The 26,764-nt window shown below is 68.6% G+C and carries 24 protein-coding genes; 8 read left to right on the forward strand and 16 right to left on the reverse strand.

Features of this window, described 5'->3' with window-relative positions; translation table 11 throughout:
• The first annotated feature begins 31 nt into the window (after nucleotides 1-31).
• Together ABT313_RS12475 and ABT313_RS12480 are read left to right on the forward strand one after the other, a co-directional pair.
• On the forward strand, nucleotides 32-1,174 hold the full coding sequence (locus tag ABT313_RS12475; protein WP_350851564.1) for a Gfo/Idh/MocA family protein: 1,143 nt from the start codon (nucleotides 32-34) through the stop codon (nucleotides 1,172-1,174).
• Nucleotides 1,167-1,535 (forward strand): DUF2255 family protein, encoded by a 369-nt coding sequence (locus tag ABT313_RS12480; RefSeq protein ID WP_350851565.1) that lies wholly within the window; start codon nucleotides 1,167-1,169, stop codon nucleotides 1,533-1,535. Before ABT313_RS12475 ends, ABT313_RS12480 begins: the two co-directional genes overlap by 8 nt.
• 30 nt (nucleotides 1,536-1,565) lie before the next feature.
• On the opposite strand, the gene gabT is transcribed toward ABT313_RS12480, so the two are convergent.
• A complete protein-coding gene (gabT, locus tag ABT313_RS12485; protein WP_350851567.1) occupies nucleotides 1,566-2,927 on the reverse strand; it encodes a 4-aminobutyrate--2-oxoglutarate transaminase in 1,362 nt (453 codons plus the stop codon).
• Between the two features lie 121 nt (nucleotides 2,928-3,048).
• On the opposite strand from gabT, the gene ABT313_RS12490 reads away from it, so the two are divergent.
• From ABT313_RS12490 to ABT313_RS12500, 3 genes are all read left to right on the forward strand, one after another.
• On the forward strand, nucleotides 3,049-4,509 hold the full coding sequence (locus ABT313_RS12490; protein WP_350851569.1) for a PucR family transcriptional regulator: 1,461 nt from the start codon (nucleotides 3,049-3,051) through the stop codon (nucleotides 4,507-4,509).
• Between the two features lie 201 nt (nucleotides 4,510-4,710).
• Nucleotides 4,711-5,985 carry a PASTA domain-containing protein gene (locus ABT313_RS12495; protein WP_350851570.1) on the forward strand — a complete coding sequence of 425 codons (1,275 nt, stop codon included), beginning with the start codon at nucleotides 4,711-4,713 and terminating at the stop codon, nucleotides 5,983-5,985.
• The gene (locus ABT313_RS12500) at nucleotides 5,972-6,556 is read left to right on the forward strand and encodes a hypothetical protein (RefSeq protein WP_350851572.1); all 585 of its coding nucleotides are present in this window, start codon (nucleotides 5,972-5,974) and stop codon (nucleotides 6,554-6,556) included. The genes ABT313_RS12495 and ABT313_RS12500 overlap by 14 nt, the downstream gene beginning before the upstream one ends.
• Before the next feature lie 2 nt (nucleotides 6,557-6,558).
• On the opposite strand, the gene ABT313_RS12505 is transcribed toward ABT313_RS12500, so the two are convergent.
• The 5 genes from ABT313_RS12505 to ABT313_RS12525 all read right to left on the reverse strand — a co-directional run bounded on the left by ABT313_RS12505 (nucleotide 6,559) and on the right by ABT313_RS12525 (nucleotide 9,176).
• The gene (locus ABT313_RS12505) at nucleotides 6,559-6,810 is read right to left on the reverse strand and encodes a DUF6510 family protein (protein ID WP_350851574.1); all 252 of its coding nucleotides are present in this window, start codon (nucleotides 6,808-6,810) and stop codon (nucleotides 6,559-6,561) included.
• Nucleotides 6,807-7,565: a ferredoxin reductase gene (locus ABT313_RS12510; protein ID WP_350851575.1), complete on the reverse strand. Its 759-nt coding sequence runs from the start codon at nucleotides 7,563-7,565 to the stop codon at nucleotides 6,807-6,809. The genes ABT313_RS12505 and ABT313_RS12510 overlap by 4 nt, the downstream gene beginning before the upstream one ends.
• Nucleotides 7,535-8,134, reverse strand: a complete 600-nt coding sequence (locus tag ABT313_RS12515) for a sulfite oxidase-like oxidoreductase (RefSeq protein ID WP_350851577.1) — start codon at nucleotides 8,132-8,134, stop codon at nucleotides 7,535-7,537. Before ABT313_RS12515 ends, ABT313_RS12510 begins: the two co-directional genes overlap by 31 nt.
• Before the next feature lie 26 nt (nucleotides 8,135-8,160).
• A complete protein-coding gene (locus ABT313_RS12520) occupies nucleotides 8,161-8,457 on the reverse strand; it encodes a ScoMcrA-related endonuclease (RefSeq protein ID WP_350851579.1) in 297 nt (98 codons plus the stop codon).
• A 113-nt stretch (nucleotides 8,458-8,570) separates the two neighbouring features.
• On the reverse strand, nucleotides 8,571-9,176 hold the full coding sequence (locus ABT313_RS12525) for a CGNR zinc finger domain-containing protein (protein ID WP_350851581.1): 606 nt from the start codon (nucleotides 9,174-9,176) through the stop codon (nucleotides 8,571-8,573).
• Between the two features lie 120 nt (nucleotides 9,177-9,296).
• Between ABT313_RS12525 and ABT313_RS12530 the strand changes: the two genes are divergently transcribed.
• Nucleotides 9,297-12,056, forward strand: a complete 2,760-nt coding sequence (locus ABT313_RS12530) for an ATP-binding protein (RefSeq protein WP_350851582.1) — start codon at nucleotides 9,297-9,299, stop codon at nucleotides 12,054-12,056.
• Nucleotides 12,057-12,235: 179 nt separating this feature from the next.
• A complete protein-coding gene (locus ABT313_RS12535) occupies nucleotides 12,236-14,902 on the forward strand; it encodes a helix-turn-helix transcriptional regulator (protein ID WP_350852128.1) in 2,667 nt (888 codons plus the stop codon).
• Between the two features lie 7 nt (nucleotides 14,903-14,909).
• On the opposite strand, the gene ABT313_RS12540 is transcribed toward ABT313_RS12535, so the two are convergent.
• Genes ABT313_RS12540 through ABT313_RS12575 form a run of 8 tightly spaced genes read right to left on the reverse strand, consistent with a single transcriptional unit; the run spans nucleotide 14,910 to nucleotide 22,425 of the window.
• Entirely contained in the window at nucleotides 14,910-15,848 is a 939-nt protein-coding gene (locus ABT313_RS12540; RefSeq protein WP_350851584.1) for an urease accessory protein UreD, read from the reverse strand.
• A complete protein-coding gene (gene ureG, locus ABT313_RS12545; RefSeq protein WP_350851585.1) occupies nucleotides 15,845-16,552 on the reverse strand; it encodes an urease accessory protein UreG in 708 nt (235 codons plus the stop codon). Before ureG ends, ABT313_RS12540 begins: the two co-directional genes overlap by 4 nt.
• 15 nt (nucleotides 16,553-16,567) lie before the next feature.
• A complete protein-coding gene (locus ABT313_RS12550) occupies nucleotides 16,568-17,269 on the reverse strand; it encodes an urease accessory protein UreF (protein ID WP_350851587.1) in 702 nt (233 codons plus the stop codon).
• Nucleotides 17,270-17,298: 29 nt separating this feature from the next.
• Nucleotides 17,299-19,017 (reverse strand): urease subunit alpha, encoded by a 1,719-nt coding sequence (ureC, locus tag ABT313_RS12555; protein WP_350851589.1) that lies wholly within the window; start codon nucleotides 19,015-19,017, stop codon nucleotides 17,299-17,301.
• Entirely contained in the window at nucleotides 19,014-19,388 is a 375-nt protein-coding gene (ureB, locus tag ABT313_RS12560; protein WP_502883968.1) for an urease subunit beta, read from the reverse strand. Before ureB ends, ureC begins: the two co-directional genes overlap by 4 nt.
• Before the next feature lie 9 nt (nucleotides 19,389-19,397).
• Nucleotides 19,398-19,751 carry an urease subunit gamma gene (locus ABT313_RS12565; protein WP_502883970.1) on the reverse strand — a complete coding sequence of 118 codons (354 nt, stop codon included), beginning with the start codon at nucleotides 19,749-19,751 and terminating at the stop codon, nucleotides 19,398-19,400.
• Between the two features lie 4 nt (nucleotides 19,752-19,755).
• Nucleotides 19,756-20,997: a beta-propeller fold lactonase family protein gene (locus ABT313_RS12570; protein WP_350851591.1), complete on the reverse strand. Its 1,242-nt coding sequence runs from the start codon at nucleotides 20,995-20,997 to the stop codon at nucleotides 19,756-19,758.
• A 27-nt stretch (nucleotides 20,998-21,024) separates the two neighbouring features.
• Nucleotides 21,025-22,425 carry an FAD-dependent oxidoreductase gene (locus tag ABT313_RS12575; protein ID WP_350851593.1) on the reverse strand — a complete coding sequence of 467 codons (1,401 nt, stop codon included), beginning with the start codon at nucleotides 22,423-22,425 and terminating at the stop codon, nucleotides 21,025-21,027.
• 213 nt (nucleotides 22,426-22,638) lie between these two features.
• Between ABT313_RS12575 and ABT313_RS12580 the strand changes: the two genes are divergently transcribed.
• Entirely contained in the window at nucleotides 22,639-23,124 is a 486-nt protein-coding gene (locus ABT313_RS12580; protein WP_350851595.1) for a peroxiredoxin family protein, read from the forward strand.
• 6 nt (nucleotides 23,125-23,130) lie between these two features.
• On the opposite strand, the gene ABT313_RS12585 is transcribed toward ABT313_RS12580, so the two are convergent.
• Nucleotides 23,131-24,441: a glycosyltransferase family 4 protein gene (locus ABT313_RS12585; protein ID WP_350851596.1), complete on the reverse strand. Its 1,311-nt coding sequence runs from the start codon at nucleotides 24,439-24,441 to the stop codon at nucleotides 23,131-23,133.
• A complete protein-coding gene (locus tag ABT313_RS12590) occupies nucleotides 24,438-26,657 on the reverse strand; it encodes a glycoside hydrolase domain-containing protein (RefSeq protein ID WP_350851598.1) in 2,220 nt (739 codons plus the stop codon). The genes ABT313_RS12585 and ABT313_RS12590 overlap by 4 nt, the downstream gene beginning before the upstream one ends.
• Nucleotides 26,658-26,764: the final 107 nt, after the last annotated feature.

Below are 26,764 nucleotides of genomic sequence, written 5' to 3' on the forward strand. Positions count from 1 at the left end.
TCGGACCTGTCCGATCTGGTGGGAGATTGTCTTGGATTCGATCAGTGCGGCGACCGTGCCGGTGACCCTGCCGGCCGGTGGCGCCGGCCGCTCGACCCGGTACGCGATCGTCGGCAACGGGTGGCGGTCGTCGGTGTTCCTGCGGATGGCGTACTTGATGCCCGAGCGCTTCCAGGTGACCGGCGTCGTGACGCGACGCGCGGAGGCAGGTGTTCAGCTGGAGACCGACTGGGGCGTGCCGACGTACCGGACGCTCGACGAAGCACTTAGCGCCAAGCCGGACTTCGTCGTACTGAGCGTGCCCTGGCCCGTGACGCCTGAGCTGATCCGGCAGCTCGTCGCGGCCGGCGTTCCGACGCTGGCAGAGACACCCCCGGCGCCCGATCTCGCCGGAATGCGGTCGCTCTGGGCAGACGTCGGCGGGAGCGGCCTCGTGCAGGTGGCTGAGCAATACGCGCTGATGCCGCTGCACGCCGCCCGGCTCCAACTCGTCCGCGACGGGCTCATCGGTACTCCGACCTCGGTCCAGGTGAGCTCGACGCATCTCTATCACGTGGTCTCGCTGATCCGGCAGTTCCTCGGCGCCGGGTTCGAGCCGGCGACGGTGCGTTCGCAGACGTTCGACGGTCCGCTGGTCGATCCGATCACGCCCGCGGGCTGGACGAACGACACCGAGCCGAAGACCGCGCAGACGATCCTGTCCACGCTGGACTTCGGCGCCGCGGGCATGGGGCTGTACGACTTCACCGACAATCAATGGTGGAATCCGCTGCGGCCGGATCGCTTGACGGTCCGCGGTTCGCACGGCGAGATCCACGACGACACCGTCGTCCGGATGCTCGACCCGACAACGCCGGTCACTTCTCGCCTGGAGCGTGTCAGCACCGGCGTCGGGATGAACTACGAGGGCCTCGATCTCACCCACCTGACCTTCGAGGGCCGGGTCGTGTTCCGCAACCCGTACCGAGGCGTGAGCCTGTCCGACGACGACATCGCCGTCGCCACCCTCCTCGAGAAAACGGGCGACTGGGTCCGCGGCGACGGCCCACCGCCGTACCCGCTGGCGGAAGCATGCCAGGACCACCTCATCGGCCTGGCGATCGGTGCGTCCGCCGAACGCGGCGAATCTGTCGCCACAACCCGCGAAGCGTGGGATGGTTCAACACATGAGTAGCTGGACAGCTGACGAACTGCGGGCCCTGGACCGGATCGACGAGATCCGGGTCGCCGGGCGGCGCAACGACGGGTCGGTGCGCACGCTGACGATCGTGTGGCATGTCGTTGTCGACGGCAAGGTGTACGTCCGCTCGGTGCGAGGCACCGAGGGCAGTTGGTACAAGGGCGTCGTCCGCCACTACGAAGGCGCGATCTCCTGGGACGGCCGGACCCGCGACGTCACCTATGTTCCCGACGACACGGTCGACGACCAGCTCGATGCGGCCTACCTCGCGAAGTACGGCGACGGCCCGGACACCGTCGCAATCATCAACGCCACAGCCCGGCCCACCACCCTCCGCGTCGAGCCGCGATCCTGACCAGGGCTCGCCACAGCGTCGTGTGAGCGCTCAGCTCTGCTTGAAGATCTGTTCGAGGACGTTGAACGCCTCGACGAGGAGGTGATCAGGGATCGAGAGCGGCGGCAGGAACCGGAGTACGTTGCCCCAGGTTCCGCAGACGAGCACGACCAGGCCCTGCGCGTGCGCGGCCGCGGCGACCCGCTGCGTCAGTGCCGCGTCGGGCTCGGTCGTGCCGGGCTGGACGAGCTCGATCGCCATCATCGCGCCGCGGCCGCGGACGTCGCCGATCCGCGGATCGGCAGCCTGTAGCGCGGTGAGGCGCTCGGCCATCGTCGTTCCGATCTGGCGGGCGCGATCGACCAGCCCGTCCGCCTCGATGCTGTCGAACACGGCCAGAGCCGCGGCGCAGGCGAGCGGGTTGCCGCCGTACGTGCCACCGAGGCCACCGGCGTGCGGGGCGTTCATCATCTCGGCGCGCCCGGTCACCGCGGCGAGCGGCAGACCGCCGGCGATGCCCTTCGCGGTGACGATCAGGTCCGGTACGACGCCCTCGTTCTCGCACGCGAACAGGTCACCGGTACGGGCGAAACCCGTCTGCACCTCGTCGGCGACGAAGACGACACCGTTACCGGTGCACCAGGCGGCCAGCGCGGGCAGGAAGCCGGGGGCCGGTACGACGAATCCGCCTTCGCCCTGGATCGGCTCGATCATGACGGCGGCGAGGTTGGCGGCGCCGACCTGCTTCTCGATCACGTCGATCGCGCGGCGCGCGGCGGCCTCGCCGTCGATGCCGCTGCCGCTGTCACGGAACGGGTAGGACATCGGCGCGCGGTACACCTCGGGCGCGAACGGGCCGAAGCCGCTCTTGTAGGGCATGCTCTTCGCGGTCAGCGCCATCGTCAGGTTGGTCCGGCCGTGGTAGCCGTGGTCGAACGCGACCACGGCTTGCCTGCCGGTGTGCGAACGGGCGATCTTGACCGCGTTCTCGACCGCTTCGGCGCCGGAGTTGAACAGTGCCGTGCGCTTGTCGTGATCGCCGGGCGTGAGCCGGTTCAGGGTTTCGGCGACCTCGACGTACCCGGCGTACGGCGTGACCATGAAGCAGGTGTGGGTGAAGGCCGCGACCTGCGCGGCGACTGCCTCCGCGACCCGCGGGTTGCTGTTGCCGACGGTGGTGACGGCGATGCCGGAGCCGAGGTCGATGAGCGAGTTGCCGTCGACGTCCACGACCACCCCACCGCCGGCGGCAGCGACGTACACCGGAAGCATCGTCCCGACCGCGCTGCTGACCGCGCCGTCCTTCCGGGCGGCGAGGCGCTTCGACACCGGACCGGGGATCTCGGTCACCAGGCGACGCTCCTGCGGGAGCTGCGGTCCGCCGACTGCGGGCTGCGTGAGGGTAACGGTCATCGGTGCGCTCCAAATTCGGGTACAGACACACCCGACGGTAGGAGTTCGCACCCGGTCGTGGCCATGTCGGCTTCGCACAATCGAAACCAGGTGCTTGTGCGAGAATGACACCGTGGTGACGGTGGCGGATCTGTTGGCCGTTCCGGAGCTGGCTCTGGCTCCGGTGCATCTGTCCCCGGCGGACGCCGAGGTCCGTTGGGTGGCGACCAGCGAGCTCGTCGACCCGACGCCGTACCTCGAGGGCGGTGAGGTGCTGCTGACAACCGGGCTCGAGACCACCGGGTGGGGCGACGAGTGGCAGGAGTACGTCGAGCGCCTCGTTGGTGCGGGAGTCGCTGCGCTCGGGCTCGGGGTCGGGCTGACGCACGAGCAGACGCCGGAACCGCTGCGGGCGGCTTGCGAGGATCTCGGATTCAACCTGTTCGAGGTGCCACGCCGTACGACCTTCGTGGCCATCTCGCGAACGGCCGCCACCATGATCGAGGCGGCGCGTGGGAGCCTGGCCCGGCGGGCGCTGGACGCACAACGAGTACTGACCCGAGCCGCGCTCGAGGTCGACGACGAGGCCACGCTCGTACGGCGGCTTGCCGCCCTCGTCAGCGGCGCCGCCACGATCGTCACGCGTGACGGAGAACCGACGGACGGGCCGTTCGGCAGCCGCACCACAGACCTGGTGCTCGACGACGTCCGGAGCGTCGTCGAACGGATTCAGGCGCAGGGCCTCCGCGCGGCCGCGAGCTCGTCGTCGGTGACCGGTTCCACCATCGTCCGGCCGCTCGGGGTGCGATCGCGTCCCGAAGCCTGGCTCGCCGTCTTCGTTCCCGGGCTGAGCAGCGATGCCGACCGCCTGGCGATCGCGACAGCCGCATCCCTGCTCAGCTTGAGTTTGGAGCGACGCCACGAACGGCGCGCGACCGACCGGCAACTCCGGTTGCGCGCTGTCGAGTTGTTGCTCGCCGGCGACGTCCGTACTGCCCGCATCGTCCTGGAGGCAACGGCCGTCACCGGCCCGAAGCTGCCGGACGATGTCCGACTGCTGCGGGCGCGGGGCACGCGGGAGGAGACCGCCGATGCGCTCGCGCTGCTGGAGGACCGGCGCATTCTCGCCACCATCCTCGACGGCGAGCTCCTCGCGGTCCTCCAGGCCCGGGCGGACGACGTACCCGATCAACTGGCGATCCTCGGGCTGCAGGTCGGCGTCGGCCGCGCGATGCCGCTGGAACAGAGCACCATCAGCTACGACGCAGCCGGCCACGCCCTCGCCGCCACCGGCCGTACGACGCCGGTCCGCACCTGGGACGACCTCGTCGACACCGGCGTCATCGCCCTCCTCGGCACCGACCGAGCCACCGCCTTCGCGAGCTCGTACCTGGCCCCGCTGGCCGGCGACCCCATCCTCCTGGAAACCCTCGCCACCTTCCTCCGCCACCACGGCTCCCGCGGCGACACCGCCACCGAACTAGGCGTCCACCGCAACACCGTCCGCAACAGAATCACCCACATAGAAACCCTCCTGACCACCTCCTTCGACGACCCCCAATCCCGCGTCAACGCCTGGATAGCCCTCCAGTCCACCCGCTGACGTCGGTATCAGCTGTGCTGGTGGGTCGGTCTGAGGGGTGTGGGGATTTGTCGTGTTAGGTATGTGGTGGTCGTTGCAGCCTTTTTGGTTGCGATGGTGATGGCGGCTGGGAGCAGTGTTGCGGCGGTTTCGGCAGGGGCCTGTAGCGGGGACTGGGTGCGCTCGCCGTCGGGGTCTGCTCCTGATGTCGTTGGGAAGTCGGTGGATGAGGCGGCCAAGAACCTGGGGGCCGCGGGGTACAGCTGCCTGATTGCGAACGACAAGCCCGGCGCGGTCGCTGATGAGGACGTCGTGGTTGCTGCGCAGGAGACACGGACCGAGAACGATCCTGATGGGGGTGTGTCGCTCGTTGCTCTCTCGCACGGCGTGGTGATGCGGGACCTCGTCGGGGAGACGCTGCAGGTTGCTGGGGACACCGTGAGGCAGCTCGGGCTCGGCGTACGGACGTCGCCGGCGGACGGAGGGGCCGACTGGATTGTGCGGCAGCAGCGGCCCGGTGTCGGCGGCTACGTGGTGTTTGGACGAGTTGTCACTTTGATCCTTGAGGAGCCTGAGCAGCCGGTGACTGTGCCGGATCTGATCGGCCACACCGAGACCGATGCCGCGGCCATGGTCAAGCAGGCCGGGCTTGTCTACGTGCAACGGGTCCGCAAGGACGGCAAACGGCCTGGGCGGGTTGTCAGCCAGCAGCCGCAACCGGGCGAGCTGGTCGTACGCGGCACCACTGTGTCCGCCGACATCCGCCGGGAGCCCGTACCGCCAACGCCGCCACCGACCACCGTGGTCCCGACGACTCCGCCGACGTCGCGGGCCGTAGTACACACCGTCGTACCGGATCTCGTCGGCAGTCTGGAATCGACTGCGCGGCAGGCGGTCGGGGTGGCTCGGCTGAAGTTCCAATCTCGCGTCGTCCGTCCCGGGAACGCCCCTGGGATCGTCCTGAAGCAGCAGCCGCGGGCGGGTGCCGAGGTCGCCGTGGGCACCCTCGTCGTCGTCGACGTCACCCGCGCGCCCCAACCGAAGCTGGTACCGGTTCCTGACCTGCTCAACCGCAGCGAGGCCGACGCCCGCGGCGCGGTCGAAGGGGCCGAGCTGGTGTTCGATCTGATCGCTGGAGAAGATTCTGCGGGTCGTGAGCGCCACGTCGTCAGCCAGCAGCCGCACGCCGGGGACCTGGTCCCAACAGGAGCGACAGTCACGGTCGAGGTCGTCGCCAACGAGTCGAGCTGGCCCCCGTGGTTGGTGCCGCTGCTACTCGGGACGGCCGTCCTGGCCGTCGCCCTGGCCAGCCGCATCCAGAACCTGCGCCGACCGAAACTGCCTGCCGATCCGGTGCCTCAGGTCACTGCGACGGGCCGGCTGACGCCGGGGACCCAGCGGATCCACGAATCCGGCCCGGCACACCGAATCCGCGTCAACGCTCACCTTGATCGCGGGCACCAGCACCTGCAGGAGAAGACCGATGAACACCAGTAGAGTCACCATCGCCTCGCACCTGAACCAGACCAACCAGGACACCTCCGCCGAGCTGAACAACCTGATCATCAGCAGCAAGGTGCTCGAATCAGTACCGCACCTCGGTCCGGCGGGCCGGCTGGTGTCGGCTCCGGTCGGCCATGCACTCGAAGCGGCCTTCGATCACAGCCTGGGCGATCCGATCCTGTGGGCCTGGCAGACGCACCGTGACCTCAAAGCCGCCGCGACCGCCACCCTCGACGGAACCGGTCAGCCCGAGCACGTCGCGCTGGCCGAACACGAGATCTCGTCGATCCATCACCCAGAGGTAGACATCACCGTCGACCAGTGGGCGCCAGTCACAATCACCTTCGACCTCACCCTGCACTTCACCCTCGAAGGCCTCCTGCTGACGGTGCAGGGCGGCCTACTCATCGGCCTGGGCCCAGGCGCCTGCTCAGCCGACGCCACCCTCAGCACCCACGGTTTCGAGCTCTCCCGATCCGCGCAGTACACACTCCACGAGCTGATAACCCTCCACACCGGCCTCCGGCTCCTACCGGCATCGGCCTACACCCGCCGGTCCGCCTGAGGCTACGGCGTCGCGAGGTGGGAGAAGCCGGTGAGGTCTACGCAGTACATTGCGCGGCGTTCGGTGATCACCAGCAGTACGTTGTCGCACGACCTACAGCGAGCGACCGCGCCAGGACCGCCGAGGTACACCGCCACCTCCGCGACGACTCCGGTCCGGCCGCATTCGGCGCAGACACAGTCCGCTGCTGTCATGTCGTGGCCGAACACTTCCTCGAGCACGCCGGCGATCGCGTTCCCGTCGTACGGCGTCATCTCGCTGCCTCCCCTGTTCCGCCGAACCGTTCGGTCCGGATCCGCGCCGGATCATGTCCGAGTGCCACCAACTCGTCGGCAGCCTTCTCGACGAAGGCAGTCGGACCGCAGACGTACACGAGCGGGCGGTGCTCAGGTGACCAGGCCACCTCGGCCAGCAACTCCCGATCGATCCGCCGGCGGTATCCGTGCCAGCTGGTCGACTCCTCTCTGGTCAAGGTAACCGAGATTTGGTACGGACCAGCAGCGGCCAGCTCGTCCAATTCCTCCCGGTACAGCAGCAACTCCTGCGATCGCGCCGAACACAGCACCCGCACAGGCACCTTGCTGCCGATCGAACGATGGTGACGGAGCATCGCCCGGAGAGGCACCAGCCCAGATCCGCCCGCTACCAGCAGCAGCGGTCCTCCGAGCGCCTCCTCCCAGACGAAGTACCCGCCGACCGGGCCGCGTAGCTCCAGTTGTTCGCCCGGTTGCAGTTCGTCCACGAGGTACGGCGAGACCTCGCCGTCGTCGAGCCGCTCGACGGTCAGCTGGACGTGTCCGTCCTCGGGCGCGGAGGCGATCGAGTAGCTTCGCTCCGCCTGGTATCCGTCCGGGGCGGTCAACCGGACGTCGACATGCTGACCGGCCCGGTGCCCGGGCCAGTCGTCGACCGCGACGAAGATGCTCTTCACCTCCGGCGTCTCGAAGGTCGTGTCGACGACAGTGCCCAGCTGCCAGGTCAGTCGCCGCTGTACCGCTGTTCTCGCCATGGGTCTCCGTAATTGTGGTAGCCGTACATCTCCCAGAACCCGGGCTCGTCGACATCACGGAGTTCGAGGCCCCGGACCCACTTCGCGCTCTTCCAGAAGTACAGATGCGGGACCAGCAACCGGGCCGGTCCACCGTGCTCGGGCGCGAGCGGCCGGCCGGCGTACTCGTAGACCACCCAGGCCTGGCCGCCCTGCAGGTCGGCCAGCGGAAGATTCGTCGTGTACCCGCCGTCGCAGTACGCCGTCACGTAGCCGGCCGCCGTCGATGTTGCCTCAAGCAACGTATCCACGCGGACGCCGGTCCAGGTCGTGTCCAGTTTCGACCACTTCGTGACGCAGTGGATGTCGGCGGCAAAGGTCTCGCTCGGCAGCGCGCGGAGCTCCTCCCACGTCCAGGAGACCGGTTTGCCGACCGCACCCCGGATGGTGAAGTCCCACGACTCCAGCCGAACCGAAGGCGTCGGCCCGGCCGACAGGACCGGGAAGTCCGCCGTCAGATGCTGACCGGGCGGCAGCCGCGACGCGTCGCCGCCGGACCGCCGTCCCAGGAACCCTCGAGTAACAGCCATCAGATCTCCTCACCGAGCCGCGTCCTTCATCCAGCGTTTTTCTGCTGGACCGTGAATCCCAGGTTGCGCAGCACCTTCACCGCGCCGGTCCGCCCGCCCTCGAAATCCGCCGGAGCAAGGCTGCTTCCGGTAGCCAGCTCGTAAGCGACACCGAGAATCGCCTTCGGCGGATACAGGAGTTCCTCCCATACGAGGTCGTACGTCGTCGTCGGGCCGAAGCCGTGCTGCGCGAAGAAGCCCTCCGGGCCGAGCTTCCGGTAATCCTCCATCGCGCGGATCACCTCGGCGCGGGTGACCGGACTCCAATCGATCACGTGCGGCATCCGTACCTCCTCGAATGGCTGGACCTGGCATCGCCACCGACAAGCAGAGCAGTCTCGCCGACTCTCCGCATCCGGGAATGCCCCAGTCCAAGCACCCCAGTCGGCGGCGCTCGTCAGTGCGTGCGGACTGCCTGGTGGCGCACGTAATGACGGGCCACGCGCGCGCGGTTGCCGCAGGCAGGTGAACACCACTCCCGACGCGTGCTGCGCTTGAAGAAGAACAGCAGACAGCCTGGCGCCAGACAGGCTCGGAGCCGCTCGCGGCCCGGACCCGCGAACAGCTCGACCGCCTGGTGGGCGATCAAGGAGACTGCGAGGTCGCTACTCGTCCTGCTCGTCCGGAAGCTTCGGGCCGGCCGGCCATCGTCCGGCCAGACGAGCTCGGGCCAGGCGCGAGCAAGCTCGTTCACGGTGTTGATCGCCCGCTGGCGGGTCAGCTCCGGAGCCGTTGCCGGGCGCGGATCGTCGGTCACGTCCGCCGCCAGCTTCCGCACCGCGTCGCGCAGGTCCCTGAACCGGCGAGCCTGTACGGCGTCGAGCTGATCCGGACCGTCCACGGGCCTCCCCGCCTCCGCACTGATCCGATCGCCGACCGTGCGGAGCCAGGCGACGACCCCGGCCACGCCCTCGAGTTCGTCATCCGTCCCACCCACGCCGAAGTTGACGGTGTTCATCAGCTCGACGACAAGCGGCTCGCTGAGCGAGTAGTCAGTGCTCATGGTGCGTTCCTCGTGGCTGCAGGGCATGCCGATTTGACTTCGGCTACGGAAAACCGGCACCATCCTAATGGATGTCAACCACTAAATCATTAGACCATGAGCAACGGTTACGGTTTTGGGATGCAGGTGCCTGCTGATCTGTCGAGAGGACGCCGTCCGGGCGGATTGATCGGCCGACGCGCAGAAACCACACGCCTGGATCACCTGATCGAAGAGGTGCGTTCCGGTGACAGCCACGCGCTGGTCGTGTACGGCGATCCGGGGGTGGGGAAGACCGCGCTGCTCGACTACGCCGCCGCACAGGCTCGGGGAAGCCGGGTGGTGCGCGGTAGCGGCGTCCAATCGGAGATGGAACTGCCGTTCGCCGGTTTGCACCAGCTCTGGGCCCCGCTCCTGGACCGGGTCGACGACCTGCCAGGACCCCAGGCCGCGGCGCTCCGGACAGCCTTCGGTATCAGCGCCGGGCCTCCACCGGACCGATTCCTGGTCGGACTCGCGGGTCTGAGTCTGCTCTCGGTGAGCGCGCAGGACCGGCCGCTGATCTGCATCGTGGACGACTACCAATGGCTCGACAGCACGTCGGCCCAGGTGCTGGCATTCGTCGCTCGGCGGCTCGGTGCGGAGTCGGTCGGGCTGATCTTCTCAACCCGGGACGTCAGCGACGACCTGACAGATCTGCCTCGGCTCGAGGTGCGTGGGCTGAGCGCTCCCGACGCCGGCGCGCTGCTGGACAGCGTGTTGCCGGGCCCTGTCGACGCACGAGTGCGACTTCAACTGCTCGCCGAGACGCAGGGCAACCCGCTCGCCCTCCTGGAGCTGCCACGAGGATTCACGGCTGCCGAACTCGCCGGGGGCTTCGGTGTGCCGGGGTCCGGCCCGCTGACGAGCAAGATCGAGGAGAGTTTCGCTCGCCGCGCCGCCACTGTTACCGAAGCGGCCCGATCGGTGCTGCTGATCGCGGCCGCCGACCCGTCCGGAGACTCCGCACTGGTCTGGCGGGCAGTTGCCCTGCTCGGCCTCGACGCCGATGCGGCTACCTCCGCCACCGGAACCGGCCTCCTCGAACTCGGCGCCCGGGTCCAGTTCCGTCATCCCCTGGCCCGCTCCGCGGTGTACCGGTCGGCGTCCTTGCAACAACGACAGCGAGTGCATGGCGCCCTGGCCCGGGCAACCGATACCGACGTCGACCCCGACCGGCGCGCCTGGCATCGCGCTCAGGCGGCCCCGGGGCCCGATGAGGATGTAGCCACAGAGCTCGAAGACTCGGCCGGGCGTGCCCGTGCCCGCGGCGGACTGCCGGCCGCGGCTGCCTTCCTGCTCCGCGCCGCGACCTTGACCCTGGATCCCTCCCGCCGCGCCGCACGTGCCCTGGCCGCCGCCGAAGCGCAGCTCCTCGCCGGCTCGTACGACGCAGCCCTCGACCTGCTCGCCATGGCCGACACCGGACCGCTCAGCGATCTGCAGCGCGCACAATCCGACCTGATCCGGGCGCACCTCGCCTTCGTCACGAACCGGGGAAACGATGCGCCCGCGCTGTTCGTCCGGGCCGCACAACGGCTGGAACCGATCGACGCCCGGCTGTCTCGCGCCACGTACCTCGATGCCTTGTCGGCTGCGATCTTCGTCGGCCGGCTCGCGATCCCGGGCGGCGACGTGCTGGACGTCGCCCGGGTGGCCGGCACGGCACCGCCGGCACCAAAGCCCGACGTACCCGATCTGCTGCTGGACGGCATCGCGGCGACGTACAACCAAGACTATGCGGCAGCTGCTCCCACCCTGCGTCAGGCACTGCAGGAGGTCAGCGACGGAACGCCGGCGGAGGCGGAACTCCGCTGGCTGTGGCTGGCCAGCACCACCGCTCTCCGGCTGTGGGACGAGAAGAGCTGGGACGTCCTGTCCGCCCGCCATCTCGAACTGGCCCGTACCGTCGGTGCGCTCAGCGATCTGCCGCTGGCACTGACCTCACGCGCGTACTTCCTGCTCTTCCGCGGCGACCTCGGCGCGGCCGCCCCGATGGCCGACGAGGAACAAGCGATCAAGGAGTCGACCGGGACCGCGCTGGCGCCGTACATCGCGCTGTTTGTCGCGGCCTTCCGCGGCCGCGAGGACCAGACGGCCGCCTTGTACGCCACGATGATGCAAGGTGTACGGGAGCGCGGGGACGGAGTCGGTTTCACCATCGGTGGATGGGCCGAGGCCCTTGTGTTGAACAGCCACAGCCGCTACAGCGACGCGCTGGCGGCCGCGCGGACGGCCACCGCGTACGACGATGACCCAAGTGCCCAGATCTGGCCGTTGGTGGAGCTGATCGAAGCTGCCGCACGCACCGAGGACAACGACACGGCCCTCTCGGCCTTCCAGCGCTTCGAGCAAATGACCACTGCGAGCGGCACGGACTGGGCGATGGGCCTGCAGGCCCGGTGTGCGGCGCTGCTGTGCACGGGCGAGCAGGCGGAAGGCCTGTACCGCAAGGCGATCGAGCGCTTGGACCGGACCGGCATGCGCGTCGATCGGGCCCGCGCGTACCTGCTCTTCGGCGAATGGCTGCGCCGGGAACGGCGCCACAACGAAGCCCGCGAACAGCTCCGCGCCGCTCACTCGCTGTTCGAGGCGATCGGAATGACCGCGTTCGCCGAACGCACTGTCCGCGAGCTGCGCGCGGCCGGCGGCGTGGCGCGCAAACGCAACGACGCCAACAAGTACGACGACCTGACGCCGCAAGAAGTCCAGATCGCCCGGATGGCCCGTGACGGCCTGTCGAACCCGGAGATCGCCGGCCGCCTGTTCATCAGCCCGCATACCGTCCAGTACCACCTGCGGAAGGTCTTCACCAAGCTCGACGTCACCTCGCGCACCCACCTGGGCGAAGTACTGCGGTGATCCGGCTTCACTCCATGACCGGCTGAGAACCGGCCCTGCCCAGCCAGGTGGCGGGCGAGGATGGCTAGCCATCGGGGGATGCCACCGGCAACCACCGGACCACATCCTGGAGCCCGAACCAGGCGCGAATCCCGGCGAGGAAACGAGGACTTCCGAGCACAATGACGGTCGACGGCAGGATGGTCCCGAGTACCGAACCGCCCCTGACAGGGCGCGCGATGGAACGTGCACGGCTGCGGCAAATGCTTTCGGCAACGGCCGGCCGCCGCAGCGCAGTCCTTGTCATCCGGGGCGAGGCCGGCGTCGGGAAGACCGCATTGCTCGACGACCTCACCAGGGACGCCATCGACCACCGGGTGATCCGCGTTTCCGGCAGCGTCGCGGAGACCGACCTCCCCTATGCCGTGCTGCATCAGCTGTGCTCGGCTCTTCCGGCCGAGCTCGCTGCGTTGGAGAGGCATCAGCGGGAGGCCCTGGAGACCGTCATCGGCCTGCGCGCAGGCTCAGCTCCTGACCGGTTCGTGACCTGCGTCGCGGTCCAAGAGCTGGTCGCGCTGGCCGCCGGGCAACGGCCGTTGCTCTGTGTGGTGGACGACGTGCAGTGGCTCGACGAGGCCTCGGCGTACGTGCTCGGGTTCGTCGCACGGCGGGTCGGTCCGGTCGCCGTCGGTCTGCTGTTCGCCGACCGGGGCGAGCGTTTCGTCGGACTGCCGGAGCTGATGGTCGAAGGACTGACCCACGTCGACGCTCGCCGGCTGCTCGACTCCACGCTGACGGCGGCGCTGGACGACGCAGTACTCGAGCGAATGATCGCGGAGGCGAGAGGCAATCCGCAGGTACTTCTCGACGCGGTGTACGGCGCCTCGCCCGTGGAGCTGGCCGGTGGGTACGGCGCCGGTGCCTCGAAGCCGGGTGATGCAGCGTTACTCGCCGACCTCGCACCGGACAGCCGGGCTCTGCTGATCCTCGCGGCCGCCGAACCCCTGGGTGACCCGGTGCGACTGTGGCGCGCCGCGGCCCGGCTCGGGATCGAGACACGCGCGGCCGAGCAGCTCGAAGCAGCGAACTTGGTGTCCTTCGGCGCCTGGGTCACGTTCCGCGATCCCTGCCTGCGATGGATGATCTACGGACTAGCTTCCGCCGAGGAACTCCGCCGTACGCACGGCGCACTTGCCCTCGCGACCGATTCCGTGACGGAGCCGGACCGCCGCGTGTGGCATCTCGCGCACAGCCTGCTCGCACCGGACGACGCGATCGGACAGGCACTCGTCAGCTCGGCCGACAAGGCCCGGGATCGTGGCGGCATGGCGGCGGCGGCCGCCTTCCTGGAGCGCGCGGCGCTGTGCACCGCGGATCCGGAGCTCCGGGTGGAACGGGCCATCATGGCGGCCGGTGCATTCCATGCCGCCGGCGCGGTCGACGCATCCGTCCGGTTGCTCGCCACCGCGGAAGTCGGATCACCTGGTCCCCCGGCCCAGGCACGGCTGCAGCAGGTCCGGACCCGGATGGCCTTCGACACGAGTCGAGGCCGTACTGCGGTCGAGCAACTGCTGGCGGCGGCACGTGACCTCGAGACTTCGCAGCCCGAGCTCGCCAGACTGGCCTATCTGGAGGCGATGGGCGCGGCCCTGCTCACCGGGCACCTCGATGTCGTAGACCAGGATCTGCACCGGCTGGCCCAGCAGGAGCCGAAAGGCAACGACAGGATGGTCGAGAGCGTTGCGCTGCGGTGCACTGCCGGCTATGCGGCCGCGGTTGAACCGCTGAAGCTCGCGTTGAAGACCCTCGACTGTGACCAGGAGGAAGACACTCGTTCCCGTCTGCTCGCGTGCCTGGTGGCGGCTGACCTCTGGGACGACGGGGTCTGGCATGAGCTGACCCTTTCGCAGGTTCAGCTGACCCGCCGAGCGGGAGCACGCACGCTGCTTCCGTACGTGCTCACGGATCGTGCGCTGGTCGAGATCCACAGCGGCAGGCTCTGTACGGCCAAGGCTCTGGTCGAGGAGGCGAGCTCGATCACCGAAGCCGTGTGCACGCCACCGTTGTCGCACGCGGCTTGGGTGCTGGCGGCGTGGCGCGGCGAGGACGTGTCCGGCGGCCTGGCGTCCGAACTGGCCGGTCAGGGCATAGCCGCTGGGTTGGCCCGCTACGCCACGGCCGTGGCGAACAACGGGTCCGGCGCCTACGGCGCAGCTGTTGCCGCGACCCATGAGGTGCTTGGGTACGACGCCCTCGAGCTCCAGGGGTGGACCCTCTCCGAGCTCGTCGAAGGCGCAGTTCGCTCCGGCGATGTCGGTACGGCGACAGACGCCCTCGACTGCTTGTCGGAGCGGGCATGCCTGGCGGGTACGGACTGGGCGCTGGGAGTCGAAGCACAGTCCCGGGCGTTACTGCGCGCCGGCCGAACTGCGGAGGACCTCTATCTGGAGGCGATCGACCGGCTCGGACGGTCCCGGATCAAGACTCAGCTGGCTCGAGCACGGCTGGTGTACGGCGAGTGGTTGCGCCGCCAAGGCCGACGCGTCGATGCGCGAGTACAACTGAGAACTGCGCACGAGTCGTTCGCGGCGATGGGTGCGAGGGCCTTCGCACAGCGGGCTTTGCGCGAGCTGCAGGCAACCGGCGAGAAGTCTCGGCGGCGGGCAGGTGAGATGGCGCCCGAGCTCACCCCCCAAGAGGTCCGGATCGCCTCGCTCGCGCGCGACGGACGGTCCAACCCCGAGATCGCGACCACTCTGTCGATCAGCCCGCGCACCGTCGAGTATCACCTGCACAAGGTGTTCACCAAGCTGTCCATCACTTCCCGGACCGAGCTCCACCTGGTCCTGGCCGACGGATCGTCGTAACGCCGTCTCACCCCTTGCGAAGATTCGGGATGGGCGCGCCGAGCAACCTGATGCGCGCCCGCTCCCACGCACAGTGCATCGCGGCTCGGACCGCCCGGGACGTCCCGCCCAGGATCCGTACGGCGGCGCCGCGACCGGCCGGCAACTCCGTGGCTCCCGAGAGGACATCCGGTACGTCGGCGAGCGCCTCACGAAGCTCGGTGACCAGAGCGGCCGAGGACATTCGGGGAGAGATCACGTACAGGCTCGCCAAGACGTCGTGACGACCGAGCACCGCCGGCGACCTCGGGTCGTCCAGCTCGCCCGGCCGGAGCCGCAGCCGATCGCTGAACAGCAAGGTCCCGTGCGGGTCGCGCGCCTCGGTATCGGCCCAGTACAGGTCGTAGTCGAAGGCTTCGCTGCGTGCCGTCCTGCCCGGGAGCAGGACCTCCCCAAGGATCACCGTGGCGTCATCCGCGACGGTGAGGCAGGTCCGTTGGTACAGCCGTGATCCGGCGAACGGTATGACCGGGTCGGGCAGGTACTCCAGCACAGCTCCCTCGCCGACGCGCAGGTTCACCAACTGCGTCGCGAAGTTGTCACGCGCTCGGAAGACCTTCGTCGCCGCCTGGGTCGTGAGGTGCACCGCCGTACCGGGCCCGCAATCGATGTCGGTTCGGTACCGATCGCCCTGGACCAGTCCGTCACCTTGCTGCTGCATGAACACGAACGCCATATCCGGCCGGACCGGGTCCAGGTAGATCGGCCGGTACACGTACAGCGGCGATCGCTGGTACTGCCCGACGACTCTCGTCGTACCTGCGCGCGACGCAAGCTGAAGGTCGAGTACGCCGAGCTTTCCGGCGGCCCCGACTCCCAGCGCACCCTCGACGTCGGCGCCGTAGGCGAGCACCTCAGGAGGTAGCGCGGACGGCGTACACCAGGCTCGATCGTCGCGTCGCGTCATGCTGGACGGGCGGCGGCCGCGAACCGGCCGATCACCTCGTCGATCCGGCCGGCGACCTCGGACAGGCCTTCGCCGGTGAAGCAGTTGGTGAAGACGAACGGACGGCCGTCCCGTACCGCTGCGGCGTCTCGTTCCATCACCGAGAGATCGGACCGCACGAGGTCGGCCAGGTCGATCTTGTTGATGACCAGCAGGTCCGAGTGCGTGACACCCGGGCCGCGCTTCCGTGGGATCTTGTCCCCCTGCGCGACATCGATGACGAACACGAAGTAGTCGGCCAGGGCCGCGCTGAACGTCAGCGTCAAGTTGTCACCACCGGACTCGACCAGGACGACATCGGCGTCGGCGAAGCGATCGGTCAGCTCTGCCACCGCGTCGAGGTTCATGCTCGGGTCGTCGCGTACGGCGGTATGCGGGCACGAGCCGGTCTCGACACCGACCACCCGCTCCGGCGCGAGCACGCCGGCGAGAGTGCGTCGTACATGCAGGGCGTCCTCGCTGGTGAAGATGTCGTTCGTGACCACCAGCGGGCGATGGCCCGCGGCGATCAGCATCGGGACCAAGGCCTCGATGAGCGCCGTCTTGCCGGAGCCGACCGGGCCGCCGATGCCGATCCGCGGGATCCCCTCCGCCCGCACCTGCGCGAACCGCGACATGTGATCGTGACCATGGCCGTGACCATGTCCGTGCGTATGTTCCTGCATCGCAATCTCCTTGTTCTAGCTGGCGAACAGCCTGAGATCCGTCTCCTCGTGCCGCATCGCCATCACGTCCAGCAGCGGCGTGCAACTGTTGATGTCCGCAACGTCCTTGTCCGCGGCCTGACAAGCCGCCGCGGCCAGCACCGGGCGTACGTCGTGCAGCACGGCCTGGGCAGTGCCGTGATCCGTCAACGCGAGCCGCACCCCCGCCGCGACCCAACTCGCCGCGAACGCGAACAGCTCGCCGGCCACCGATTCCAACCGGGGTACGCCGAGACACGCGCTCAGCACGCCGAGCACGACAGCGTGGTTGCCCGGCGATCGTCGCGCCGCGATCTCTCGCGCATACAGGGCAAGAGCTCCCGATCCGAAGGCCGACGAAGCGACGCGCAACAGCGCTCGCCCGGTCCGCGTCGACGTCTCCCGGGCTTCCCGCGACAGCTTGACGGCGGTCAACCGCTCGTCGGCTCGCCTGACCAGCTCGAGGTCTACCGAGTGCGGACCAGTCGTCGCGCGATGCGCACAGGCCAGTCCCACGCCCTCCGACGGACCGACAGACAGCCGCAACTGGTCCCGCAGCAAAGCTGCCAGAACCGCAGGATCGCTCGGCGTCGTCAGATGACCCGACTGCGCCAAGGTCTCCAGACCGTACGACAACGTGTACCGGCCGCTCGGGAAAGCCGAGTCGCTCAACTGCACCATCGACAGCAAGCCGGTCAACCGTTCCGAGCCTGGCGAAGAACCGGACATCAGACGATGTAGTAGAGCTGGGACATCGAGACCTCGTCGGACGCGGGTATGACGGCCGGCCGGCCGTCGACCGTCACCTGGTAGGTCTCGCTGTCGACCGCGATGTCCGGGGTCAGGTCGTTTCGCACCATCTGAGCCTTCCCCACCGTGCGGCAACCACGAACCGCTTCGGCCCGCCGATCGATGCCGAGCCGCTCCAGCACCCGTGCCTCGGCTGCCGCCTGCGAGACGAACGTCACCGACGTACGCCCCGCGGCCTGTCCAGACGCGCCGAACATCGGTTGCAACAGCACCGGCTCCGGTGTCGGGATCGACGCGTTCGCGTCCCCCATCACGGACCACGCCACCATGCCGCCCTTGATCACGTACTTCGGCTTGATGCCGAACGTGTTCGTCGGCCACAGCACGATGTCGGCCAACTTGCCCGGCTCCAGCGATCCGACGAGATGCCCGATGCCGTGCGTGAGCGCGGGATTGATCGTCAGCTTGGCCAGGTAGCGCAGGATCCGCTGGTTGTCGTCGCCGGCCGTCTCACCGGGCAGGCTTCCGGTGACCTTCTTCATCTTGTCGGCAGTACGCCAGCAGGTCGTCACGGTGTCACCGATCCGTCCCATGGCCTGCGAGTCCGACGAGTACATGCTGAGAACGCCCAGGTCGTGCAGCACGTCTTCGGCCGCCTCCGTCTCCGCGCGGATCCTGGACTGCGCGAACGCGACGTCCTCGGGATTGTCCGGGTTCAGGTGGTGCGTCACGATCGTCATGTAATACAGGTTGTCGGTCGTGTCGGTGGTGTACGGACGAGTCGGGTTGGTTGACGACGGCAACACGTTCGGGAACGACGCGATCGCCATCATGTCCGGCGCATGCCCGCCGCCGGCGCCCTCGGTGTGGTAGCTGTGAATCGTCCGGCCGTCGATCGCATCGAGCGTGTCCGCGAGGTACCCGCTCTCGTTCAGAGTGTCCGCGTGCAGCGCGACCTGTACGTCGTACTCGTCGGCCACGGTCAGCGCACAGTCCAACGCTGCCGGGGTCGCACCCCAGTCCTCATGCACTTTGAGGCCGCATGCACCCGCCTCGATCTGCTCGCGCAGACTCGCCGGGCGACTGCTGTTGCCCTTGCCCATGAAGCCCACGTTGACCGGCAGGTCCGCGGTGGCAGCCAGCATCCCGGCCAAGTTCCAGGGGCCGGGTGTGCACGTCGTACCTTTCGAGCCGTCGGCCGGGCCGGTACCGCCGCCGAGCATCGTGGTGACTCCGCTGGACAGAGCGTGCGGTACCTGCGCCGGTGTCAGGAAGTGCACGTGGGTGTCGATGGCGCCCGCGGTCGCGACCAGGCCCTCGCCCGAGATCACCTCGGTGCCGGGGCCGATGAGCAGGTCGGCCGAGACACCGTCCTGCAGCTGCGGGTTCCCTGCTTGGCCGATCCCGACGATCCGTCCGTCCTTGACGCCGATGTCGGCCTTCACGATCCCGATCACTGCGTCCATCACGATGACCGAGGTGATCACCAGATCGAGCGCCCCGTCGGAGTTGCGCAGACCCGGGACCTGCGCCATCCCGTCGCGGATCGACTTCCCGCCGCCGTAGATCGCCTCCTCGCCGGGAAGGATCAGGCTGCGTTCCACCCGGGCGAGCAGTTCGGTGTCGGCCAGACGGAACCGATCGCCGGCGGTCGGTCCGTACAGCGACGCGTACTGCCTTCTCGAAACGGTCGTCACGGCTGCTCCCCCGCTCCCGAGAAGCCGCGCTCCGCGGCCCGGGCCAGAGCCCGTGCCCGCCGGTTGGACGCCGTACCGTCGAGCAGCCCGTTGAACCCGACCACCCGGCGCGCGCCGCCGAACTCGACCAGCTCGACGTCGCGTTCGTCGCCCGGCTCGAAGCGGATCGACTGGCCGGACGGCACGTCGAGGCGCATCCCGAGTGCTGCCGCCCGGTCGAAGTCCAGCGCCCGGTTGACCTCGAAGAAGTGGAAGTGCGAGCCGACCTGGATCGGTCGATCACCGGTGTTGCGAACCGCCAGCCGCGCCGTCCGGCGACCGGCGTTGATCTCGATCGGCTCGTCCGACAGCAGCCACTCGCCTGGAATCATTACGCATCCTCAAGGAATCGGGTTGGCGACGGCCACGAGCTGGGTCCCCGTCCGGAATGTCGCCTCGACCTGGACCACGTTCACCATCTCCGGCACACCCGGCAGCACATCGTCACGCGACAGCACCTGCTTGCCCAGCTCCGTCGTCTCGGCGACCGAGCGCCCGTCCCGGGCCGCCTCGAGCAGTGCCTCGGTGATCAGCGCGATCGACTCGGGAAAGTTCAGCTTCAGACCCCGCTCCCAGCGCCTGCGGGCAAGCTCCGCGACCTGGTAGATCACCAGCTTCTCGACCTCCCGGGGGCTCAGCATCAGTGACGAGATCCAGGTCTCGATGCGCGGCTCCCCGGGTCCACCGTCCGTCATCTCGTCAGAACCCGGCGAGGCCCTGCGGGCTGTTGTAGGGGATCTGCGCGCTGGTGACCTCGCTGAGCGACCCGTCCGGCTGTACGGCGTACCCGACGAGCTTCGAGGCGTTCGCGTAGATCTGGTAGAGGTGACGTCCGTCCGGACTGATCCAGTTGTCGCTGGGTCCGCTGCTGACCGTCCCGTTGAGCGCCCGGAAGGTGCCGTCGCCCGGCACCTTCGGACAGGCCGCGTTGTGGACCAGCGAGATCACGTCGCCGTCGATCCGGAAGCTGCTGATGTTGCTGTAGCCGAAGTTCGTCGCGAACACCCACTGGTCGTCCGGCGAGACCGCGAGCCAGCACAGCTCCGACGGGAGCCCGGCGCTGGTGTCGATCTTCACCACCGGACCGGTGCCGATCTTGCCGTCCTCGCCGAGACTCGCCAACGCGACGCCGTCCGCCACGGCATAGCCGATCACGAACTGGTTCGGCCGGTGGTGCAGGAACGCCGGATAGAACGGCGAACCGCCGCCGCCGTCCTGGAACATCCCCTCGCCCAGCGACCCGTCCGGCTGCACGTGGAACACGATGATGCCGTCCGGGTCGGGCGCGTTCGACGCGACCGACTTCGCCGAGCCGTCGGGCTGGGTCGCCCACAGGATCGGCGACCCGTCCGGGTTCGCCTTCGCCGGCTCGTCGAACGTCGTACCGACGACGAGGAACCTTTCGTCCGGCGACAGCACGACCATGGTCGAGACCCGCAGTGGCTTGCCCGGGACGTTCACCGTGTAGCCCTCCGGCCGCGTCTTCAACTTGCCATCGGCATCTACCGACATCAGACGGACGTGGTCGGGCCCGAACGAGTGCAGCACGTACAGCGTGCCGGTCGACGGCAGGTAGGCGAGCGACTTCGCGGTCCCGCTCCGGCCGGTCACCAGGTTGCCGGTGCGCTTGACGTCGATCAGCGTGAGTTTGCCGTTCTCGCCGACGCCGAAGCTCGACACCGAGTTGTCGCCGCCGTTCGTCGCGAACAGGAAACGCTTGTCCGCGGTCAGAATCACGCTTCCCGCAGCCTCGAACGCGTTCGGCGCGCTCTCCTGACCGCTGATCGGCTTGTAAACGCCGGATCCGGCGCCTCCGGTGGAGACCCGCTCCACCTCGCTGATCGAGCCGTCGGCCGCTCGGGCGTAGTGAATGACGAAGTTCTTGACCTCGTTCGTCTGGATGTACAGGTGCCCGGAGGCCTGCATGCTCTGCTCCATCATTGCGTTTCCTCGCTTCTGTGGCTGGGGCTACGACTCGTCGGTGCGGACGATCGCGCCGATGACGTCGTTGAACGCCTCGGTCGACGACGGGTGGGTGTAGATGGCGTCGCGCAGCTGACCGGCCTTGATGCCGTTGCGCATCGCAAGCGACACGACGTTGATCAGTTCCTGGGCGTCGACGCTCAGCAGCGTGGCGCCGAGGATCTCGTCGGTCTCGAGATTGAGGACGAACTTCATCACGCCGCGGGTCTCGTGGACGACGTACGCGCGGGGCATCGAGATGATCTCGGCCACCGGCTGGCTGGCGACCTTGATCCGGTACCCCGCGTCGCGGGCCTCCCGTTCGGTCAGACCGACGTTCGCCATCGGCGGCGTCATGAACAAGGTCCGCGGAACGGCGACCCGGTCGGTCGTGGCGCGCACGCCGGCGCCGACGAGCTGGTCCAGGACGATGCGGCTGTCGTCCAAGGAGATGTAGGTGAACTGCGGTCCGCCGTTCACGTCGCCGAGCGCGAAGATGTGCGGCCGGCTGGTGCGCAGGTACTCGTCGACCTCGACCGCTCCCCCGTCCGTCGTACGGACGCCGGCCGCCGCCAGGCCGAGTCCTTCGGTCGCGGGCCTGCGACCGGCTGCGGCGAGCACCGCGTCCACGGCCAGCTCCTGCTCCCGGCCGTCGTTCATGAACAGCACTGTCGCTTCGCCGTCGCCGTCGCGGACCTCGGTCACGTTCGCGCCGGTGACGATCCGGATGCCTTCGTCGACGAGGATCTTCTCCGCCACCGCCGCGATGTCGTCGTCCTCACGGTCGAAGATCGCCGAGGTGGACTCGAAGATCGTGACCTCGGCGCCGAACCGCCGGTAGATCGCGGCGAACTCGATACCGAGGTAGCCGCCGCCGACGATCGCCAGCCGTTCCGGCAGGTCCATCCGGTGGATCAGCTCCGCGCTGGTCACCAGATACTTGCTGTCCCGCAGCCCGGGGATGCCGGGGATCACCGGCGTCGATCCGGTGTTGATCAGGATGTACTCCGCGGTCACCGTCACGGCCCCGGTCACGGCGTCGACCCGGACCGTGTGGTCGTCGACGAACTCCGCGTGTCCGGTCAGGACGGTCGCGGTCTCCAGGCTGTTCATCCCGTCGAGATTCCCCTGGCGGAACAACGAGGTGATCTTGTGTACTTCGCCGACGGCACGCTCGTACCACTCCTGTGGCACGTCCGACGGCCGCCGGTGGTTCGACTCGTGGACCAGCGCCTTCGTCGGCACGCAACCCACGTTGGGACAGGTGCCGCCGTACATCTGGTCGGACTGCTCGACGACCACCACACGCCTGCCGAGCCGCGCCATCGCACCCGCGACAGCCTTTCCGCCCTTGCCAAAACCGATGACGAGGATGTCGACCCGCAGCGAGTTCTCAGAACTGTCCATGATTCGGCCTTTACGTCAAGGGGACGACCGGTGCCCCCAGAGCCTGCGCCCCACCGAACATCCCTCGCATCGAGGAACACCCGAGCCCCCACCCCGGTCACCCGCGCCCACTGGTCACCACCAGGGACATGCCTGGGCCATTACCGGACGCGATACTGCGTCACATGAGGCAAGGTCGGTTGACCGACTTCACCCGACAAGGAGCTCGCAGTCATGCCTCTACTGCACCCCGGCGACACCTTCCCCGACCTGTCGTTCACCGTGCCCGGCGGAGAGAAGGTCTCCGTCCCGGAGATCTTCGCCGGAGCGTACGGCGTGATGCTGTTCTACCGAGGGTCCTGGTGCCCGTACTGCAACCACCAACTCCGCTCCTTCCAACGAGCCTCGAGCACGCTCGCCGATGTCGGCGTCCGGGTGGCGGCCCTGTCGGTGGACAGCGAGTCCGACACAGCTGACCTCATCGCGAAACACAAACTCGCATTTCCGGTCGGCTTCGGCGCCGACGCCCACGACCTCGCCGAGCTGACCGGCGCCTTCGTCAACCCGAACCCGGTCTACCTGCAATCCACCGGCTTCGTCCTCGACCCCGACGGCAAGGTCCTCGTCAGCGTCTACTCCAGCGGCGCAATCGGCCGGCTGGTCCCCGAGGACGTAGCCGGCCTCGTCCGCTACGAACAAGAACACGCCACAACGAACTAGAACCGTTCAGGCGACGGGGACGGCGGGAGGGGTGGTGAGGGTGAAGAGGCGGTCGAATACGGCGGCGCGGTCGAACTGTAGGGCGTAGGACCGGGCGCGTTGTTCGGCCTCGGATCGTTGGTCGGGGGTCCAGTCGCAGACGACCTCGTCGAGCACGGTGCGCAGGGCGGCCGGGTCGCGTTGCGGGACCAGTAGGGCCGTGTCGCCGACTGCCTCTGGCACCCCGCCGGTCGCGCAGGTGATGGTCGGGCCGCCGCCGGCCAGAGCCTTCTCGACCAGAGCGATCCCGAACGTCTCCACGAACTCCGGCTGTTCGCGTGTCGGCAGCACGAACGCAGCGCTGCCGGCCATCAGCGCCGGCTTTTCCGCGTCGTCGACGTCGGTCAGCACCAGCACCCGCTCGCCCAGACCCGCGGCCGCGACCCGTGCGACCACCTCGTCCTCCTGCGGCCCGCGCCCGGCCAGGACCAGACGGACCCGCTCGGCCGACCGGGATCCGGCGTACGCGTCGATCAGGTCATCGACCCCCTTGGCCGAGGCGATCCGCGACAGGAACAGCACATACCCGTCCCGCGAAAGCCCACGCCGGGCAAGGGTTTCGGCGATCTGGTCCTCGGTGAGCGACAGGTAGGACCAGGAGTCGACGGCAGGGTAGGAGATGCCGATCCGTTCACGGCACAGCTGCGCGAACGACGTACCGTGCATGCCGTCGAGGATCGCCGCCGATGCCACGATCAGGTCCCGGGTGTACTCCGACACCGCCACGCAACGGTCGGCCGCCAGGTACACCGACAAGATGTGCGCGGCCGCCCCGAACCGGCCGGTGTCGACGCACTCGCGCACGACGTTGGTGATGTCGGAGCCCACTGCCTCAGCCACCGTGACGACCTGGGCAGGCCCGATCCGGCGCGCCACCTGGACGGCCTCGTGTACGGCGACCGCGTGCGGGCTCAGGTACAGCGACATCGCGACCGTCGGGATCCCGTCGCTGAACAGCTCGACCAGCCGCCCGACGAGCCCGGACAGATAGCGCCCGTCCGGAACCCGGTAGTCGCCGATCGGACCGGGCCGCTCCACCGTGATGCCGGGGCTGTACGGAAGCACGCGATCGAGCGGTTTCAGCGGCAGCCCGGCCGCCTCCAGCGCATCCAGCGGCCAGGTCACGATCCGTACGTCGTCGAACCCGCGGGTGAGCGCGACTTCCGCGAGGCACCGGGCCTCACCGGAGTGTCCGCAGATCACCGGATCGGCGCGGACAACAATGACCAGGCGGCGGGTGGGTACGGACTGGACGAGCCCGTCGTCGGCGGTGTTCATCTCTCACCTCCTGCAACGTGCAGCGGGTCGGATGTGGACGGTGGCCTGATCCGGGTGCCCCAGCCGGACGGGTGGGGGCCGAGCTCGATGTGCAGGTTGCGGATGTGCCGCAGTTCCCGGCCGGAGATCCAGGGGCGTTCGAGGGTCTTGCCGTCCACCGCGACAGATTGGACGTAGGACACCGGTCCACCTGCCTCGACCGGCTCGAATCCTGTTGTGGTGATCGACAGTTCGCCCTCCGGCAGCCGGGTCGTGGACTCGGCCACGGCCGGCGCGCTCACCAGGAACAGGCTCTGCCCGGCCACCGGGAACAGCCCGAGCGTCGCCCACACGTACCACGCAGACAGCCCGCCGGAGTCGTCGTTGCCGGGCAGCCCGCCCCGGCCGGTGCCGAACTGGTTGGCGATCGCGGCATGCACCACCTCGGCGGTTCGGTCCGGCCGTCCCGCGTAGTGGTAGGACCACGGCGCCTCGTAGTCCGGTTCGTTGTTCAATCCCTCGAACCGGCACAGGCCGTACCCGGCGTCCATCTCGGCAACGCTCGGCGCGACTCCCGGCTGGGTGACCGGTACGGCGTCGTACCCGAAGAACCGGTCGAGGAGCGCGACGAACGAATCGTCGCCGCCGGCGAGCGCGATCCGGGCGCGCATGTCGTGCAGGAGCCGGAACGAGTAGTTCCACCGGCCGCCCTCGTAGAACGTCGAGTCGCGCAGCAGGCCGGTGCCCGGGTCGTACGCCGCCCGCCAGCCTTTGGCGAGGTCGCGCATCTGCTGGGCCAGCGGACGGTCGCGCACTTTGTGGGCGATCGCCGCGGTGCAGTGGTAGGCGTACGCGAGGTCGAGGGTGTGGCTGATCGGGTGCGCTACACCGTGGACCAGGTAGTCCTCGCCGTACGTCCGCCTCAGGTCCGTCTCCAGGTGCACCATGGCCCAGTCCCAGTCGATGCCGGGCAGATCCAGATCGCACAGGTCGGCCAGAAAGGTGTGCGCGAGCGCGCTGCCCTGCCGTGAGAACCGGTCGGCGCCTTTGGCCATCCGGTAGCCGATCGGCAGGTTGCCCTCCTGCTCGCAGATCGACAGCAGCGCGCCGGCCAGCGCGACCGAACGCTCCGGGAACAGCGTGGTCATCAGCGGCAGCTGGGTCCGATAGATGTCCCACATGGTGCAGATGTCGAACGCGTACGGACCCGCGGTCGTCCACGACGGGCTCTCGTCCGGGGCGAAGCACGGCTTGACCAGGGAGTGATAGAGCGCAGTACCGAAGATCGTTGCCTGGTCACCCGATCCGGCCTCGATCTCGACCTTGCCGAGATGGTCACGCCAACCGGCTGCCGTACGGTCGCGCCGCCCGGCGAAGGTTGCCTGGCTGCGTCCGACGTCCGCGTGCAGGTTGGCGCGGGCCGTCTCGCACCCGCGCAGAGAGAATCCCAACCGCACCTCGACGGTCTGCTCGGCGCGCGAGGGACCCATGAACATCAGCCCGAACGGCCGCAACGTGGTCGGCCGGATGTAGTCGAAGTCGAGGCGAGTACCGCCGGGCATCAGGCGCCGGTCGTACCACAGCAGCTGCCGCCAGCCCGGAGCATCGACCTCGAGGTGGAGGGCCAGCGGCACCCCCTCGACGTGGATCTCCCCCTGCGCCACCCCCGGCTCCAGGATCGCCAGGTGCGCCTTCAGCGGCACGGTCCGGCTGTGCGGGATGGCCAGGCCGCCGGTCGATGCATCGATGACGATCCTGGCGGCGTCATTCGCCGGGAAGGTGTAGCGGTGGACGGCCGACTTGGGGCCGACCGTCAGCTCGCACCGGACCCCCGAGCTCAGCGTCGCCGCGTAGTACCCGGGCTCGGCCACCTCGTCCCGCAGGTCCCACGTCGTACCCAGGTCGTCGAGCGGGCCCAGCATCGGCGTGACCCGGAAGTAGTTGTAGTACTTCCGGATCGCGCCGGTGCCGGACTGCTGGAAGTGGGTGAAGCCGGACGCTACCTGGCGGTCGTACAGCAGGTCGGGCACGCCCTCGGTGTTGAAGTCGTACAGCCCGTACCCGGTCGGATAGGCCCCGGAGTACGGACAGACCGAGACCATCCCGAACGGGTGCATCGCGCCCGGATGGGTGTTACCGACCTGCGGCTTCGGCCACCACCACGACGCCGCCAGCCCCTTGGGCGCCGGCAACTCCGTGGCCCCTGTCCCGATGAACGGGTCAACGTGCTCGTACATCGGCTCACCGCCTCGCCCCGCTGACGTGGACTCTCAAAGTAAGAACCACATGTTTCAGCCACGTGAATAACCGAGACACGCAAGTTAACTCGATCTCTCCCCACCGA

It is taken from the genome of Kribbella sp. NPDC000426 (assembly GCF_040300265.1).
GTDB lineage: Bacteria > Actinomycetota > Actinomycetes > Propionibacteriales > Kribbellaceae > Kribbella.